Source organism: Salinimicrobium maris (assembly GCF_049680855.1).
Lineage (GTDB): Bacteria > Bacteroidota > Bacteroidia > Flavobacteriales > Flavobacteriaceae > Salinimicrobium.
In genome coordinates this window covers 162,574-178,271 of sequence record NZ_JBMPGS010000004.1, presented here as the reverse complement: position 1 = coordinate 178,271, position 15,698 = coordinate 162,574, and the positions used below count along the sequence as shown (strand labels likewise).

Annotated in this window: 12 protein-coding genes; 3 read left to right on the top strand and 9 right to left on the bottom strand. The window is 39.2% G+C overall.

What is annotated here, in order from left to right:
- The first annotated feature begins 112 nt into the window (after positions 1-112).
- Positions 113-1,597 (top strand): aminopeptidase P N-terminal domain-containing protein, encoded by a 1,485-nt coding sequence (locus ACOV1Q_RS13120; RefSeq protein ID WP_424494858.1) that lies wholly within the window; start codon positions 113-115, stop codon positions 1,595-1,597.
- Between the two features lie 183 nt (positions 1,598-1,780).
- Here the strand turns inward: ACOV1Q_RS13120 and ACOV1Q_RS13115 are convergent, their stop codons facing one another.
- Complete coding sequence (locus tag ACOV1Q_RS13115; protein ID WP_424494857.1) at positions 1,781-1,924, bottom strand: hypothetical protein; 144 nt, start codon at positions 1,922-1,924, stop codon at positions 1,781-1,783.
- Between the two features lie 209 nt (positions 1,925-2,133).
- On the opposite strand from ACOV1Q_RS13115, the gene ACOV1Q_RS13110 reads away from it, so the two are divergent.
- On the top strand, positions 2,134-2,319 hold the full coding sequence (locus tag ACOV1Q_RS13110) for a hypothetical protein (protein WP_424494856.1): 186 nt from the start codon (positions 2,134-2,136) through the stop codon (positions 2,317-2,319).
- A 404-nt stretch (positions 2,320-2,723) separates the two neighbouring features.
- On the opposite strand, the gene ACOV1Q_RS13105 is transcribed toward ACOV1Q_RS13110, so the two are convergent.
- Positions 2,724-2,858 (bottom strand): hypothetical protein, encoded by a 135-nt coding sequence (locus ACOV1Q_RS13105; RefSeq protein WP_424494855.1) that lies wholly within the window; start codon positions 2,856-2,858, stop codon positions 2,724-2,726.
- 192 nt (positions 2,859-3,050) lie between these two features.
- On the bottom strand, positions 3,051-4,349 hold the full coding sequence (locus ACOV1Q_RS13100; RefSeq protein ID WP_424494854.1) for a Kelch repeat-containing protein: 1,299 nt from the start codon (positions 4,347-4,349) through the stop codon (positions 3,051-3,053).
- Between the two features lie 125 nt (positions 4,350-4,474).
- On the opposite strand from ACOV1Q_RS13100, the gene ACOV1Q_RS13095 reads away from it, so the two are divergent.
- Positions 4,475-5,854 (top strand): alanine/glycine:cation symporter family protein, encoded by a 1,380-nt coding sequence (locus ACOV1Q_RS13095; protein WP_424494853.1) that lies wholly within the window; start codon positions 4,475-4,477, stop codon positions 5,852-5,854.
- 56 nt (positions 5,855-5,910) lie between these two features.
- Here the strand turns inward: ACOV1Q_RS13095 and ACOV1Q_RS13090 are convergent, their stop codons facing one another.
- From ACOV1Q_RS13090 to ACOV1Q_RS13065, 6 genes are all read right to left on the bottom strand, one after another.
- A complete protein-coding gene (locus ACOV1Q_RS13090) occupies positions 5,911-6,951 on the bottom strand; it encodes a Gfo/Idh/MocA family oxidoreductase (protein ID WP_424494852.1) in 1,041 nt (346 codons plus the stop codon).
- A gap of 450 nt (positions 6,952-7,401) precedes the next feature.
- Positions 7,402-10,149, bottom strand: a complete 2,748-nt coding sequence (locus ACOV1Q_RS13085; RefSeq protein ID WP_424494851.1) for a PAS domain S-box protein — start codon at positions 10,147-10,149, stop codon at positions 7,402-7,404.
- Positions 10,150-10,414: 265 nt separating this feature from the next.
- On the bottom strand, positions 10,415-12,775 hold the full coding sequence (locus ACOV1Q_RS13080) for a S9 family peptidase (RefSeq protein WP_424494850.1): 2,361 nt from the start codon (positions 12,773-12,775) through the stop codon (positions 10,415-10,417).
- Between the two features lie 249 nt (positions 12,776-13,024).
- Positions 13,025-13,393, bottom strand: coding sequence for an SPW repeat protein (locus ACOV1Q_RS13075; RefSeq protein ID WP_424494849.1), 369 nt, complete (start codon positions 13,391-13,393; stop codon positions 13,025-13,027).
- Positions 13,394-13,403: 10 nt separating this feature from the next.
- The gene (locus ACOV1Q_RS13070) at positions 13,404-13,871 is read right to left on the bottom strand and encodes a DUF2383 domain-containing protein (RefSeq protein ID WP_424494848.1); all 468 of its coding nucleotides are present in this window, start codon (positions 13,869-13,871) and stop codon (positions 13,404-13,406) included.
- Between the two features lie 164 nt (positions 13,872-14,035).
- Positions 14,036-15,550, bottom strand: coding sequence for an FAD-dependent oxidoreductase (locus ACOV1Q_RS13065; protein WP_424494847.1), 1,515 nt, complete (start codon positions 15,548-15,550; stop codon positions 14,036-14,038).
- Positions 15,551-15,698 lie beyond the last annotated feature (148 nt).

Below are 15,698 nucleotides of genomic sequence, written 5' to 3'. Positions count from 1 at the left end.
CTTTTAATTGTTTAACAAAACCCAAAAGGGGGAGTGGTTTTAAACCTGTAATTACATTTTTCAGAAATAAGATATTTTATTCTTATTTTACGACTTCTAAAAAGATGTAATAATGAAATTCACCTTCACAACAATTTGTCTGCTTTTTATTTTCGGTTTTTCCTTTGCTCAGAAAGGGCTTCCGACAGATTATTTACCGGCAGATTTCCATAAAGAAAGAAGAGAAGCTTTACGAGCAAAAATGCCCGAAAATTCGGTAGCTGTTTTCTTTGCAAATGCCGTTCGCAATCGCGCCAATGATGTAGATTATATTTATCATCAGGATCCAGATTTTTACTACCTCACGGGTTATAAGGAACCGCACGCTGTCCTGCTTATTTTTTCTGAAGAGCAAAAATCGGCAAATGGTTCCAATTTTAATGAGGTTCTATATGTTCAGGAAAAAAATGAAAGAGCAGAGCAGTGGACGGGCTACAGACTGGGAGTAGAAGGTGCTAAAGAAAAACTGGGATTTAAAAATGCCTTTAACGGTTCAGATTTTGAAACCGCTGAAATTGATTACACTTCATTTGACAAAGTTTTTTATAAAGAATTTGAAGATGATTACCGGGATAATGAGAGGAACCCTGCAGATCTTGCTAGTCTTATAGAAACTTTTAAAGTCAAAACAGGTTATTATCTGGAGGAAAATGAAGCAGAAAATCCAGGAACAAATAATGAATTGCCTGTGGAAAATTCGATTTCGGTAAAACGAGCAAATCTCGACTCCGAAGAGCTTCGAATATTTATGGCTGGTCTGCGTCAAATTAAAACTCCGGAAGAAATGGAATTGCTCACCAAAGCGGTTCGAATTTCGGCTATGGGACAACGCGAAATTATGAAAGCCATGCATCCGGGAATGTCTGAAACAGAAGTTCAGGGAATTCACGAATATGTTTACAAAAAGTACGGGAGCGAGTATGAGGGATATCCCAGCATTGTTGGAGCAGGAAGCAATGGCTGCGTGTTGCATTATATTGAAAACAACAAGACAAAACTTGAGAATGAACTGGTGCTTATGGATTTGGGAGCCGAATATCACGGGTACACTGCTGATGTTACGCGTACCATTCCCGCCAACGGTAAATTTACTTCTGAACAAAAAGCCATTTATGATATTGTTTATGAGGCGCAGGAGGCAGGAATCAAGGCTTCGGTCGTGGGCAATGAGTTTCGGGCGCCCGATGCGGCAGCGCGAAAGGTGGTTTACGACGGACTCATAAAGCTGGGGATCGCGAAAGATGAAAAAGAGGCGCGGCAGTACTTCCCGCACGGTACATCCCACTACTTAGGTTTAGATGTACATGATGCAGGTTTGGGTGGCGCTTTTAAAGAAAATATGGTGATCACGGTGGAACCGGGAATTTACATACCTGAAGGAAGTAATTGTGATCCAAAATGGCATGGTATCGCCGTCAGGATTGAAGATGATATTCTAATAACTTCGGGTGGTCCCGTAAATCTTTCTGCGGAAGCACCGCGTAAATCTTCTGAAATTGAAAAACTCATGAAAGAAAGCAGTGCTTTAGACGATTTTCATCTCCCAAAATTGAATTAGTAGTAGCTCATATTTTCTAAATCTAAAGGCTCACGGCAAGATGAGTATCAATAAAATTCCTTACCTGCGATTGCAGGTTACCTTTGGAACTGCTTTGTCAATTGCCATGGCCGCCCATATAAACTGAAAGCTGGTTAATAATACCCGCCGCGTCGAGTTTTTCTTTCAGCAAATGGCCGTTCGTTAAAGGTGCCAAAGGATCATTCTTTCCATAAAAGAGAATTGTGGGGCTGTTTTGGAAGTCACCAGGAGCGTGGGGCTTATGGCAGTGGAAATATCTGTGAAACCAGAATAGGTGGCTTCATCAACCAAAAATTCAAGCGTCATGGTGCAATCTTTGTTTTCTGTAAAATGAGAGAGATTATTGCCAGCTTATTGATAGTCATCTTTATCTGCGAATTTTTCATAACTAAAGAAAATAATTGAGATAAAAAGTCCCTGCATAATTGTTGTAGTTGCAGCACGCGAATTCCCCAATATTTTTAGGTCTTCCCTCCTAATTTTCTTATTTTTTATTAAACGGGTTTCCCTGTAGAATGGGTGGAATTCTTGAAATTGATGTGCGGCATGTTCTTGATGAAATTTTTCAGATAATTGGCCGAATTGTGGAAAACCGTAAAGGGCATATCAAATATTACAATAATTTAGCACCAGCTCCTTCCGTGGAAGGTTGTACTACTCAAGGAAGTAAAAGGAGTGAAGAAATGTGCCGGTTCTTGTGAAGCAAATTGAGTAGGGTCAATTTGTGGAGTAGGAAGTCGGCATTCTATACTAGAAAAAGCTGCTCAGAAAATGACATTTTCCAGGTAGTTTCTGAAAATCAGAAAATGGGAAGAAATGTGGATGAGACTAATTGGAAAATGCAGTCCAAACTAATCATCTTTATCTTTTTTCCATGGAAAAACCTGGTACCAGATAACAGCAGTCACAATAATCAAGGACATGAGACCAAAGACTACGTATAAAACTCCGTACAGCATCGCGTACACTTTAAGGTTGCACAATAGTTTACCTGAAAAAACAGGAAGAGATCATTCCGGTTTATTAAAAAGAGGAAATTGCTAATTCTGGTGAAATAATTCCTAAAAAAGCATTTCGCTCTCTAATTTTGAGAAGCTGGGGATTTTTAAGATCTTACCAGATAACCAAGTAATACCAGAAAAATAAAAAATGCAAAGATTAACAACTGGTTAGTTCTTACATCAACTTTGTCTATTGAATTCTCCTCGCGTTCGCTGTACTCTTTTTCCTTATTGCTCATCATAAATGGATTTTGAATTAACTTCTTCTTACGGAGCAATTTTTATTTTAAAGAAAATAAATATTTATATTTTCACCAATTTTATGCTGTTAAAATTTAAAATTAACCATTTGATTATGCGTATGTTAGGAATCTGCTATTCTTTGTAAACTAAGGCAGTTCAAGCTGGAGAGTAAAGATGATGGCCAGATTTTATTGAGTAATTAATTCGATCTCTAAAGGGGCTTGTGCTCCTGCCGGTTTTATGAATAGAACCGCATTTTTCCGCAGGAGGGTGTCAGCTTTTTCTGTAATCTGTATATCTATGGAGGTGCCCGGGGCTAGAATGAGTGGGAGACGACCTGGAGTTTCTACTTTAAAATTTTCGGGGCGGTTGGTTTGCAGGTAAGTGATGGGAATAGCTAGGTTCTTACTACTATTTTTTAAAGTGAAATATTGTGTGTCTCCGGTCTTTAAAAAATTCAATTTCTGAAGTGACGGAACAATCTCTCCAACTTGGAGAGAATCTGATTGTAAGACTGGATTTTTTTCAGCAGAATAGATTTCGAAGGATGTCAGTTCAGGTCCGCCGCCACGATTTTCACTTCCGGCGCCAATAAGGATGTTGTTTTGGATTGTTACTGCCTGTGTTCCATGTCTACCGGTACCCAGAATTGGAAGGTTTTTCCAATTTTTAGAAGATGGATCATATAATTCTATTTCCCCGTGTGCCTTTTCCTGAAGATCACTTTCACCACCAAGAATGATGAGTTTATCGTTTAAAACTGCTGTTGTAGCACCGGCTCTGGGTGTTGGGATGTTAGGCAGAATTTCCCATTTTTGGGAATTAAAATCGTAGACGTTTGTTTCACTTACTGTGCCGGCGAAGCCATTGCCTTCTACACTTCCGGAGCGTCTTCCACCTGCAACATACAGTTTTTTATTTATGACGGCGGCATGAAAATGATCGCGAGCCACCGGTGCATTCGGAAGAATTTTCCACTCACCCGTATATGGATCAAATTCGTCCAGCCAGTTCACCCAACCTGAAGTATGCCCATTTATAATGCCGTTTACAAGGTAGATTTTGTCCTCAAACACGGCAACACCGGCCGCACCACGTCTTCGGTTTTCGGGGATTTCGGGTCCTGTTATCCAAATATCATTGGAGATATCGTAAATAAAAACGTGGGATAAAGGAGTTTCAAATGGCCAGCCGCCGGTAAACGCGCCAAGCACGTAGATAAGGCCATCCAAAGAAACAGCTTGTAAATGATGAATTTCAAAAGGAGGTTGAGCTCCGTTGGTCCACTCATTCGTTTCAAGATCTAGAATATTGAGCGGTTTATTTCCGCGGCCGCCAATGAGCACAATTTTGTTTCCTACTTTCGCCATTGCATTCTCATGGCGTGCCAGCACTTCACCTTCTGTAGAATAATTTTTCCATGAACCGGTTTGGGCGAAATTAACTGCTGAACAAAAACAACACAGCGCAAAAATGTACTTTTTCATAATTAAGGATTGGTTGGATTTTTAAATGTACTGCTTTTTAGAATTAACCTGAAGAATAACATTTTTGAAGAGGCTGCATGAAAAGATTTTTGGGAATTAAATGGTGCTTCACCTATATTTGTTTCATGGCTAAAATAGACGAGTTCATAGCGGAGTTCGCATCATTTGTATGGGGACTCCCGCTTTTAGTGCTGCTTACCGGCGGCGGATTATATCTCTTAATCTTTTCAAGATTTCTTCCTTTTCGATATCTGGGTCATTCGATCAAGGTACTCCGTGGTAAATATGACGACCCGAATGACCCCGGGGAAATAAATCATTTTAGGGCGCTGGCTACTGCTTTGTCCTCTACCATTGGAATGGGAAACATTGCCGGTGTGGCTGTAGCTATTGCTATTGGTGGCCCCGGAGCTATGTTCTGGCTTTGGATGAGTGCCATTATAGGTATGGCTACAAAATTTTTCACCAATACCCTGGCCGTGATGTATCGTGGCAAAGATTCTGAAGGAAAACTCCAGGGAGGCCCTATGTATTTCATCACCGAAGGTCTTGGAAAAAAATGGTGGGCCATGGCGGCATTTTTTAGCTTCGCAGGACTTGTGGGGGCTTTGCCTGTTTTCAACGTGAATCAATTAACACAGGCTATCAATGATATTTTGCTGGCGCCTAATGGTGTGCCGGTGGGATTTACAACAAATCTGGTGATAGGCCTCCTGCTTGTTGCCATTACTGCCGTTGTAATTTTTGGAGGAATTGAAAGAATAAGTAAAACCGTAGGTAAAATGGTACCTGTTATGGTAGCGCTTTATTTCCTTTCTGTCCTAATCATACTCATTGTGAATTTTGACATGGTTCCATACTACTTCAAACTTATTTTCACAGACGCGTTTTCCGCAGAATTTTACACGGGAGAGCCATTTTTGGGTGGTATTGTAGGCGGATTGATCATCCTGGGAATAAGAAGAGGTGCGTTTTCGAATGAAGCAGGAATTGGTACGGCGCCTATGGCACACGGTGCAGCTAAGACAAAGGAACCGGTGCGAGAAGGTTTGGTTGCGATGTTAGGACCGGCCATTGATACGCTGGTAGTATGCTCTCTCACCGGAATGGCTATTTTGGTTACCGATGTTTGGCAAACTACAGATGCTAACGGAGTTACATTAACGGCCGCGGCATTTGATGCTTCCATCCCGGTATTTGGAAATTACCTGCTCCTCATTTGTATTGCTATTTTTAGCATTTCTTCTCTGTTCTCTTACTCGTATTATGGTACGAAATGTCTTTCCTTCTTAATTGGTGCAGAAAATAAACACTATTATAATTATTTTTATGTGCTGAGCATTATGATTGGAGCCACGACTTCGCTAAGTATGATGATTAATTTAATAGACGGTTTCTTTGCTCTTATGGCTATTCCAACTATGACAGCCACTTTGATCATGGCTCCAAGAGTATTAAAAGAGGCAAAGAAATATTTTGCGAAACTCGATATAAAATCACTGTAGCAGAAAGTTCGTACAGAATGCACTTTTTGGATAGCAAGAGAATAGTTCGTTCCCGGTTATATAAATTTTACTATCCGCTTTTCTTTGTGGCTTAGTTGTGCAATTTCAATGACTTTAATGACATCCCGGGCTTGTTCAGGTTTTACATATAGTTCGGTTTTTTCTGTAATGGTATCGTAGATATTTTGATAGAATTTTCTGTAATTCCCCGGCTCGCTTTGTATATGGCCTTCTTCTTCAATAGTATTTATTTTTCCCCATATTTCCGGCGGTTCTTCTCCCCACGTAGGTTCGTTTGAAGGGATCTTTCCATTTTGAAGCGCTTCTTCCTGCACATCCCGATGATACTTTACATAAGTTCCATTCCTTCCAAAGAGACTGTAAGTGGGCCCCAGTTCTTTTACAAGCATTCCTGCTTTAAGGGTAACTTTTAGATCTTCATAAAATAAAATAAGCTCGAAATTATCAACCACTTCAGAATTTTCCCGTTGTTTTCGAAGATTTGCAAATATTTCCACCGGTTTTCCAAACAATACCAGCGCCTGGTCGATGAGGTGACTGCCCAGGTCATATAGAATCCCGCTGCCGGGGATATTTTTTTCTTCTTTCCAACTGTCTTTGACATAATTCCTGAAGCGGTCAAAATGAGCTTCATACTCTACAATCTTTCCAAGCTTATCTTCTTTTATTATTTTTTGTAAGGTAAGGAAATCACTGTCCCATCTCCGGTTGTGATGAACGCTTAAAATCTTATCCTTTTGTTGGGCAAGGGTAATGAGTTCAGCGGCATCTTTAGCAGTTGGAGTAAAAGGTTTTTCCAGGACTACATGTTTATTTGCTTCTAATGCCTTTTTCGCGAATTCTTTATGAAGATGATTTGGGGTGGTCACCACTACGAGATCAACTGCGGGGTCGTTGATGATCTTTGAATAATCTTCGACGATATTGGCGTCAGGATAGTCCTTTTCTGCCTTTTTTCTATTTCGGGAGGTGAGAATTTTAGTAATTTCAAAACCTTCCACACTGGAGATAATAGGGGCGTTGTAGATATACCCTCCTTTGCCATACCCGGCCAGTCCCACTTTAATTTTCTTCATGATGAAATTTTAATTTTCACCTGAATTTACGTTTTCTTTTTTAAATTGGAAAAATGGTCAATTTTTTGATATTTAGTATATAAGGTTCAGGTTAATCATAGATGAATTTGTGTGCGAACCAAAATTCCAAAAAGGAAGCCAAATATAATTGTCAGTCATGAAACTATATATACCTTTTGTGCTTGAAAGTGGGTTAAGCAACTAAATTGATTAATTAGAATTAATAAGTCAAAAGGAATAATAAAAGTAGATTTGGAAGAGCGAGTAAAAGATTTATTAAAAAAACTCTTGGCAGTCTGGAGTTTGCTTCTGAAGAATGAAAATACATGGTTGTGGAGTTTATTCGCCATCTTTGCACTAATCTTGACGGCTTTTATTCTTCTTTACATTGAACTTTCCTGAGGTTGTTTTGTGTTGATGGAAAAGTAGGGGAGTATCTCCTTAAACGTATTACGCCTCCTCATGGTTTATTTCAATCTTTTCCGTTTTACTTACAATTCCTCGTAGAATATCATCCAGTTCATTTGCAGAGTCCTTGATGTGCCCCAGGATCTCACCTTGTTTTTCTTTTTCTAAATCTGCCATTTCCAGCAGATCCACCAAACCTTTGAGACGGGCAAGTGGGGCGCGTACAATGTGCGATTGAGCCCATGCTATTTCCTTTAAGCCTTTGTTTTGTTTTTTAATGTCCCTGATAAGCCTTCTTGAGGCGGTAACATCGAGTACCGCACCCACCATACGAATAGGTTTTCCGTTTCTATCACGAATGATATATCCTCTGTCCATCACATAGGCTGGGTTTCCATCGGCTTTCATAAACCGATATTCCTGTTTCCATTCCTTCTGGTCTTCATTTTCCAGAACGTACTTCAGGGAATTTTGGACACGGGTTCTGTCCTTTTCAGTAATTTTTGGAAGCCAGAATTTGGTCATGGTTGATTCCTCCCTGCCGTTGTATCCATAAATTTTTGCGAAAGATTTGCTTCGGTTCACCTTATCTGTAGCAATATCCCAGTCCCATATCATTTCTCGGGTTGCTTTCATAGCCAGTTTAAATCTGGTGTTCGCAGCCTTGAGAGCTTCTTTCTGCTGGGTCATTTCAGAAATATCGCTGGTTGCGCCAATGAGCCTTATGGCTTTACCTTCAGAATTCCGAATAATGTGGCCGCGGTCAATTAGGTGAGCATAAGTGCCGTCTGTGCGTTTAAATCTATACTGGGTTTGAATGGAATCTTTTTTTGGATTGGAAAGATTAGTTTTCAGGATATTCTCGAGTTCTTTTAATTCGTCTGGGTGGATATGCGTACGCCAAAAATTTCTTTTGTCGACTTCAGAAGTAGGATGACCCAATAATTTCCTGTTACTATTGTGAAAGCGAATGACTTCGTCTTTTTCAAGGTCCCAGTCATAAATGAGATCTCTTGTAGCAGCTGCCGCCAGTCTGTAACGTTCATTAATTTGTTCTATTTCACGCGCCTGTTCTATAAGCGTGGTGATATCGCGGGAGTTAATTACAATTCCCTCTACAGCAGGATCTTCAAGGAGATTGGTAGCCGCTGTTTCAATCCATCTCCAGTCTCCGTTTTTATTCCTAAACCTGAAAGGTTCCGTTTTGATTTGTTTCTGCTCTTTTAAAAGGGTAAAAGCTTTTGTTACCCTCTCTTTATCATCGGGATGTATAAAATCAAAAACATTTTCTCCAATAAATTCTGCAGGTGCTACTCCCAAAGCCGAAGTTGAAGTGCCACTGGTAAAAGTGAAATTTCCTATTTTATCTAAAATAGCAATAAGATCTGCTCCCTCCTGGACCAAAGCCTTGAACTTTTTTTCACTTCTGCGCAATTCTTCTTCCTGTTGCTTTACTTTATTTTGAGCAGATCTCTTCTCCAGGGCATTGGTGAAAAAATGCGCCAGACTTTGTAAAAAAGCAATTTCTTCTTCGTGCCATTTTCTTTCCTGGCGGCAATCATCAAATCCTATAAATCCATACAGGTTATTTTGGAAAAAAATAGGCAGAAGGAGCATAGATTTGATATCCTGTTCGATAAAAAGATCTTTTAGTTCACATTTCGGCAACTCACTAAGTGTCGACATGAAAGGCGTGTTGGTGGTAAGCGGCCCCATGATTTGTTCAACCTGCTTTACCGGCATATCCTGCATCTCGGGATTGTGCTTTTGCGGAGAAGCAAACTCACTGCACCATTCCAGGATTTGACTTATAAAGATCTCTTTGTTCTCCTTATTCTTTGTTGCGCCAAAATAGTACATCCTGTCCACATCTACTGTGGCACCTATAATACTAAAGGTCTCTTCCAGTTTAGGGTCTTCAGGTTCATTCTCAATTAGTGAGCTCATGAAAGCTGCGTTTACTTCCAGAAATTTTTTCTTTGCCACTACGATGCTTTCCGTTGAATGCCTTTCTGTAAAATTCCTGGCGAATCCATACATCCCTGTAACTATATTATGCTCCAGTATAGGAGCAAGAGAGATCTCTATAATTTTTGCTGATCCTTTTACGGAAATAAAGTTGACTTCAAATTTATTTCTCGTTCCTTTTTTGACCTTTTCGAAGATTTGCAGCACTTTTTCACGTTGGTGTTCTGCGCAAAAGCTTAGGAGGTTCATTTGGAGTAGCTGATCAATGGATACTTCGGCAAATTCTGCCAATCTCTTATTAGCGTTTAGTAAGTTTCCTTCAAGATCTAGCGAGAATAAGCCGTCTGGGTTTTCATCTATGAAATGTTGGTATTGCTTCTCTTTATGTAAAAATTTCTGCTGTAAATCTTTTCGTGAGTGGTCTTGTTTTTTCTCATGTGAGACGTCCAGAAGCACGTGCAAAATGTGCGTAGTTTCCCCTTGTTCGTTGAAAAGCGGACTATTTTTGGCTTTCCAGTACTTTTCTGTAGAAATTCCTGATTTAGCAGTTTTAAAGTCTTGCCTAAAAACCGGAATATTATCTGCCTCTCCTGATTGTAATACTTTTTTTAAAGAATTAATTAGACAAGCATTCTCATAAAATGTTATAGACTGGCTTTCAAAAAATGTGCTTTTCAGAAGCTTTTCTTTGGATAAGCCAGTTGTGTTTATGTAAGCGTTATTTACTTCTATAACTTTAAAAGATTCCGGAGTTATGGGCTGCAATAACAGGCAGGGGAATGGGATTGCTTCAAATATCAATTTAGGGTTGATTTGTTCCATAAAATTTATCCAGTTCTTTTGGAGTTAGGGTCTCTCGCCAGGAGGATCAAAGTCTAAAGATAAAATTATTTTATAATTTGATGTATTTCATCGATTCAAAATGATGTTTATCAAACATGTTGCACGTTATCAAGCCAATAGTCCTATGAGGTGTAAGGTAATTCTTACGTTGAACTGGATTTTTGAAATTATCTCGATGGTTTAAAAGAAAAAAGCTTCGGAAAAGGGCATTTCCGAAGCTTTAATGTGCTTGATTTGGACCTTTCTAATCAAGTAAGGTTTCATTAAAAAGTTTTAAAATTCTTTTATACTCATCTGTCCAGCTGGAAGGTTCTACAAATCCATGACCTTCCACCGGATAAACAGCCATTTCCCAATTATCTTTTTCAAGTTCGACCAGGCGCTGTGCAAGACGCACCACATCTTGAAAATGTACATTTACATCTACCATTCCGTGGGCAATAAGCAAGTTTCCTTCAAGGCCTTCTGCAAAGTAGATAGGGGAGGAACGACGATAAGCAATGGGGTCTTGGGATGGCTCGTTAAGAATGTTGGAGGTGTAGCCATGATTGTAATGTGCCCAGTCTGTAACTGATCTTAAAGCGGCACCAGATTCAAAAGTATCGGGTTCGTTGAACATGGCCATGAGGGTAATGAAGCCGCCGTAACTACCACCGTAGATGCCTATTTTATCAGGATCAATGTTGTGCTGTGAAATGAGGTAATTGGCACCATCTACCTGGTCAGACAAATCTTTTCCACCCATATGCCTATAAATGGCAGTACGCCAATCACGGCCATAACCTGCGCTACCCCTGTAATCTATATCCAAAACAGTATAACCAAGATCTGCCAGTAGGTTATGGAACATATATTCTCTAAAATAACTTGACCACCATTTATGCGCATTCTGCAGGTAACCTGCGCCATGAACAAAAATCACAGCGGCACCATTTTTTGTGCTTTCTTCAGGTTTGTAAAGTCTTGCCGGGACTAAAGCGCCATCTTCAGCTTTAAAAGAAATCACTTCAGGTTCTCTCCATTCATAGCTCTCAAATTCCTGAGACTGCCCTGAAGTCAATTGCATTGCATTTGAATTTTCACTGGTTTTTTTAAGATAAAGTTCCCAGGGTTTGTTGCTATAGGAATGAAGGATGGCCATATATTTTTCATCTGGAGACAAGTGTACTTCATTGTTTCCTGTCATAGAAGTAAGCTGTTGCATTTTCCCGCCTTTTAATGGCATTTTATAGAAATGTCTTTCTCCTGGATGTATTTGTGAAGTAGTTAAAAAGAAATACCTGCCGTTGTTGGACAGGAATGGATCAAAGACTTCAAAATTCCCTTTAGTAAGTTGCTTTTTGTCACCAGTTTTGGTGTTTAAAAGATACAGGTGCGAATAACCTGTATCTTCACTTTGAAAATAAATATGTTGTCCATCTGGTAACCAGCCCAATGTTCCGCCTCCAAACTTATAACCAATTCCCGGGCCCGCGATCCAGGCTTCATCACGCTGCCGGTCGAGGCTTTTTAATTCGCCATTGCTTAGATCTAGCAGTGCGATCCAGCGATCTTTGTTGTCATGAGAACGTACATTAATAACTGCTTTGCTTCCATCTTCTGAAAAGTAAGCTTCGGAAGGAATGACTTCCCGTACTTTTTCTTCCCAATCTTTTTCAGGATAATCTTTAGTGTAATCTGGTAAATCAGAAATACCGGGCAGATTTTCCATATTGGTGAAATATACGCTGTCTTTCTCAAGGTTGTAAATGGCCAGTTCCACTTTTGTTGGCTCGTTGCCCACTTTGCTCCGTGCGGGCAGATCTACTGTGTATCCTGAAGCATCTACATAATCTGGCACATTTGTACTTTCATCGTCGGTTCTCGAAATCAACCTGAATGTGACATATTTTAAATCTGGCGAAACGGTAATATCTGTTACTCTTTTATCGCCAGAGTAGAAGGAATAGGTTTTCTTTCCAGTCTTTTCACGAAAAGCCTTAGTTGCCTCTTCTTTTTCTTTCCTTTGTTGTACTACTTTTAAAAGGCCAATATTTTCTTTCTCCAGCCATTGATCTTTTTCAGAAGTTTTTTCTTTTTTTCCAGAGCGATCTTCGCCAGATCTTATGTTTGTAAGCTTCCGAAGGTTTCCATTTTTTAAATTATAGATGAAAGCATTGTTGCCGGAACTGAAGGAGATAATATCCTCATTGGCTAAAAATTTAGGATCATTTATGCTTTCTCCCATGTTAAGAAGTTCCCTTTTTTTGCCATTTTTAAGATCATAGATAATGAGGGTGTTATCTTCTGTGTAAACTTTTAAAGTACGTGCATCATTGGTAGCTGCGCGCGACGGAATGAGCTTATCTTCTTCTTCCCAATGCACCTTTACTATTTCATTTCGATTCTGAATATTTATCTTGTAAAGAGAATCTGCAGGATCTTTTTCCAGGTTGTAATTGAAGTAAATATTATCGCCGGTTGAACCCCATCTAATATTTGACGGATAGGTTCCCATCCAGGAAGGATCCTGCATGATCTTTTCCACCGAAAGCTCCGATTGTTGGGCAAATGAAAATTGAAGAAAAAATAAGAATAAAACTAGGGAAATCAGGTTTTTGTTCATTGTATTTATTTTGCTGAAAGATTCTTGAAAAAGTCAGAATTTTTATAATTCTGCCAAGATAGAAAAATACAAAGAATGCTGCTGAAATCGAATACAGAAAAAGGAGACCAGATGATAAGTGAACTAAAAAAGTCATTCTGAATTTACTTCAGAATTTTAATGTAAGAATGACGCAATACCTGTTGAAAGTTCAGGATAAGATCGATCTACCTGTTCAAATGGTCTCCTCTCTAAAAAGAATTTTTTTTACTATTTTACAGAAGTTTCGGGGTATGGCGGATGCTGCCGTGTAAATATGCTGGCACCAATTTCTGCAATTCCCAAAATGAGGTGAGGAAGATAAACTTCTTCTGAAAATCCAAAGATCCAGGGAGATGCCGCAAGGAAAATTCCCGAGATAAGATCAATCGTAAGATGTACTTTCATGGAAAGAACCTTAAGAAGACCCAATTCATAATCGGTGATCAAACTATACACCAGTGCACTAACACCCAATAAAATGGGTACCCATTGTGCGGCATCATCATTGGCAAATCCAAAAATCCAGGGTGAAATAATAAGCAGAAAGCCCATTAAATAATCTATGGTTCCGTGCAGTTTCGTACTAATGAATCTCATATGTTGTTGGTTATAAAGTTTGTAAATCGGGTTCAGATTTTTGCTGTAACTGAATTTTTTTCTTTAATGCTCTTAATTCAAAAAGGTCTTTTTCGATAATTGCGGCATGGCGAATAATTATTTCTCTTGTTGGTGCCTCATTAATCTCTGCCATGGCATTTCTGTATTCTTTCAGAATTTTCTTGTCATTCCTGATAATGGTTTTTAAATGTCTTGTAAAATCTTGTTCTGGGACAACCCATAATTTTTTCTTGGATGCCGAAAATGGCCCGTAAGAGCAGTAGGCTTCTTTCAGGTATCCAATTTCTTCACTTAATTCTATCGCAAATTGATATCTTTTTGAAGCTTTCTTTTGAAAAAATCTCTGAAGATCTTCTTTCTTGGTAGATTTTTTGATTTTCCTGAAACATTTTGCGATAAGAAAATTGCTTTCCAGGAGTTCGTTCAATCGTCCGGCACATTTTAAGCGATTACTCATGGCTTTTATATATTAAATTAATACGGTTTTAGAATATTTCTGCGGGAAATATCAATTTACGACTTATTCCAAGAATTTGAATGTTCCAAAATCCTAATTAACTACTAATTAAGAGTGTTTTTCTTACATTTATAACTGAAAATTATAACCGTTTCGGGGGAAGATCAATCTGAAGAATTATAGCTCTTTAATGGTTCTATTGCCGGACCTTCAAGAACATCTCCCTTCTGGTCGAAACGGCTGCCATGACAGGGGCAATCCCAGGTTTTTTCAGCACTATTCCAATGTACCACACAACCCAAATGTGTGCAAAACGCAGAATGCATATTTAGCTTTCCATTTTTACTTTTGCTAATTGCCATTTTATGTCCATCTTTTTCAATAATCCTTCCTTCTTCAGGTTTTAAAAGTGTCAATTCTTCTTCGTTTCCTGAAAAGGGGAGATCTTTGAGAAGTTGAACTGCAACATTGACGTTTTCTTTGATAAATTCTTTAGCCGATTTTCCCGGGCTAAAGCGGGATGCCTTATACACTTCATAATAAGGATTTGGCTTTTCTGAAATATGATCTTTTATAATCATTGCTGCCAGGGGTCCATAAGTAAGTCCATCTGTAGCAAAACCCGTGGCTATATAAATCCTGGAATTATCAGATTCCGGACCAATGTAAGGAAGCTTATCTGCAGGCTTATAATGTTGACCACCCCAACGGTGAGTAATCTCTCCCACGTCAAAATATTTTCTAAGGAACACGACAAGATTCTCTATATGCTCTACATTATCTTTTGCCTGGCCTACCTTGTGCGGCTGACCTACAGCAATGAGAAACTGATCCTCTCCACGCTTATAAGATCTCACCGAATACTTTGAACCGGCATCATAATATCCCCAAAAAGTTCCTTTTGGGTAGGAGCCAGATTTTAATTTGACTGCTACTCCGTATTCCCGGTATGGTCCCAGCACCGTATGAAATTCTATCTTTTTTCCCTTTGGGCTGTGAGTGGCATGTACTGCATATTTGGCCTTTACGGTTCCTGCAGTGGTTAGAAGAGTAACAAGTTCATCACGTTCGTGGATTTCCGTTACACGTGTATTTTCAAATATTTGACAGGAAGGCGATACAATGGCATTCGCAAGGCCCTGTACATATCTCATGGAATTGAATTGTGCCTGCTCATCTACTTTTACTCCTCGGGTCATAGGAAAAGGAATCTCTTTGTCTCCAGCCAAATCCATTCTCACACCAGCTTCTTTAGCCGTTTCAAATTCTTTGTTGATTTTTTCGGTGTTTTCTTCATTCGCGGCATACAAATACCAGGGCACCCTTTGAAAATCACAGTCAATGTTGTACCGCTTAATATTGTCTTCTATAAGTTCTATGGCACTGTGCCTGGAAGCTGCAACTTTCCTGATGATCTCATTGTTGTATTTTGACTGAAGGGAAGAAAGCGTCTGGTCTATAGTGAAATATAAATTCCCTGTACTGTGTGAAGTGGTTCCACCTCCAACTTTTCTCTCTTCGATAACAGCTACAGAATATCCTGCTTCACTTAAAAGATGTGCGGTAGAAATTCCAGTAATGCCGCCACCAATGATGGCCACATCTACCTCAAGATCTTCTTTTAGGACTGGAAAATTTGTACTGCCGGAAAAAGAATTCCAAAGAGATTGTGTAAACATGAGATTTTAGATTTTAAAAAAAATTTGTTGTATTAAATAAAAAGAGGCTGTATCAACAGCCTTACAGCTATCCAGAACTTACCTTTAGCAGACAATGATAAATTTTTTGATCTTCAAGGTGAACTAAAAGCACGATTTGGATATGTCT

Coding starts and splice junctions, on each gene's coding strand:
- ACOV1Q_RS13085 (WP_424494851.1), bottom strand. CDS start 10,149: ATGGAACAAATCAACCCTAAATTGATATTTGAAGCAATCCCATTCCCC.
- ACOV1Q_RS13110 (WP_424494856.1), top strand. CDS start 2,134: ATGGGTGGAATTCTTGAAATTGATGTGCGGCATGTTCTTGATGAAATT.
- ACOV1Q_RS13105 (WP_424494855.1), bottom strand. CDS start 2,858: ATGAGCAATAAGGAAAAAGAGTACAGCGAACGCGAGGAGAATTCAATA.
- ACOV1Q_RS13100 (WP_424494854.1), bottom strand. CDS start 4,349: ATGAAAAAGTACATTTTTGCGCTGTGTTGTTTTTGTTCAGCAGTTAAT.
- ACOV1Q_RS13075 (WP_424494849.1), bottom strand. CDS start 13,393: ATGAGATTCATTAGTACGAAACTGCACGGAACCATAGATTATTTAATG.
- ACOV1Q_RS13080 (WP_424494850.1), bottom strand. CDS start 12,775: ATGAACAAAAACCTGATTTCCCTAGTTTTATTCTTATTTTTTCTTCAA.
- ACOV1Q_RS13095 (WP_424494853.1), top strand. CDS start 4,475: ATGGCTAAAATAGACGAGTTCATAGCGGAGTTCGCATCATTTGTATGG.
- ACOV1Q_RS13120 (WP_424494858.1), top strand. CDS start 113: ATGAAATTCACCTTCACAACAATTTGTCTGCTTTTTATTTTCGGTTTT.
- ACOV1Q_RS13065 (WP_424494847.1), bottom strand. CDS start 15,550: ATGTTTACACAATCTCTTTGGAATTCTTTTTCCGGCAGTACAAATTTT.
- ACOV1Q_RS13090 (WP_424494852.1), bottom strand. CDS start 6,951: ATGAAGAAAATTAAAGTGGGACTGGCCGGGTATGGCAAAGGAGGGTAT.
- ACOV1Q_RS13070 (WP_424494848.1), bottom strand. CDS start 13,871: ATGAGTAATCGCTTAAAATGTGCCGGACGATTGAACGAACTCCTGGAA.
- ACOV1Q_RS13115 (WP_424494857.1), bottom strand. CDS start 1,924: ATGACGCTTGAATTTTTGGTTGATGAAGCCACCTATTCTGGTTTCACA.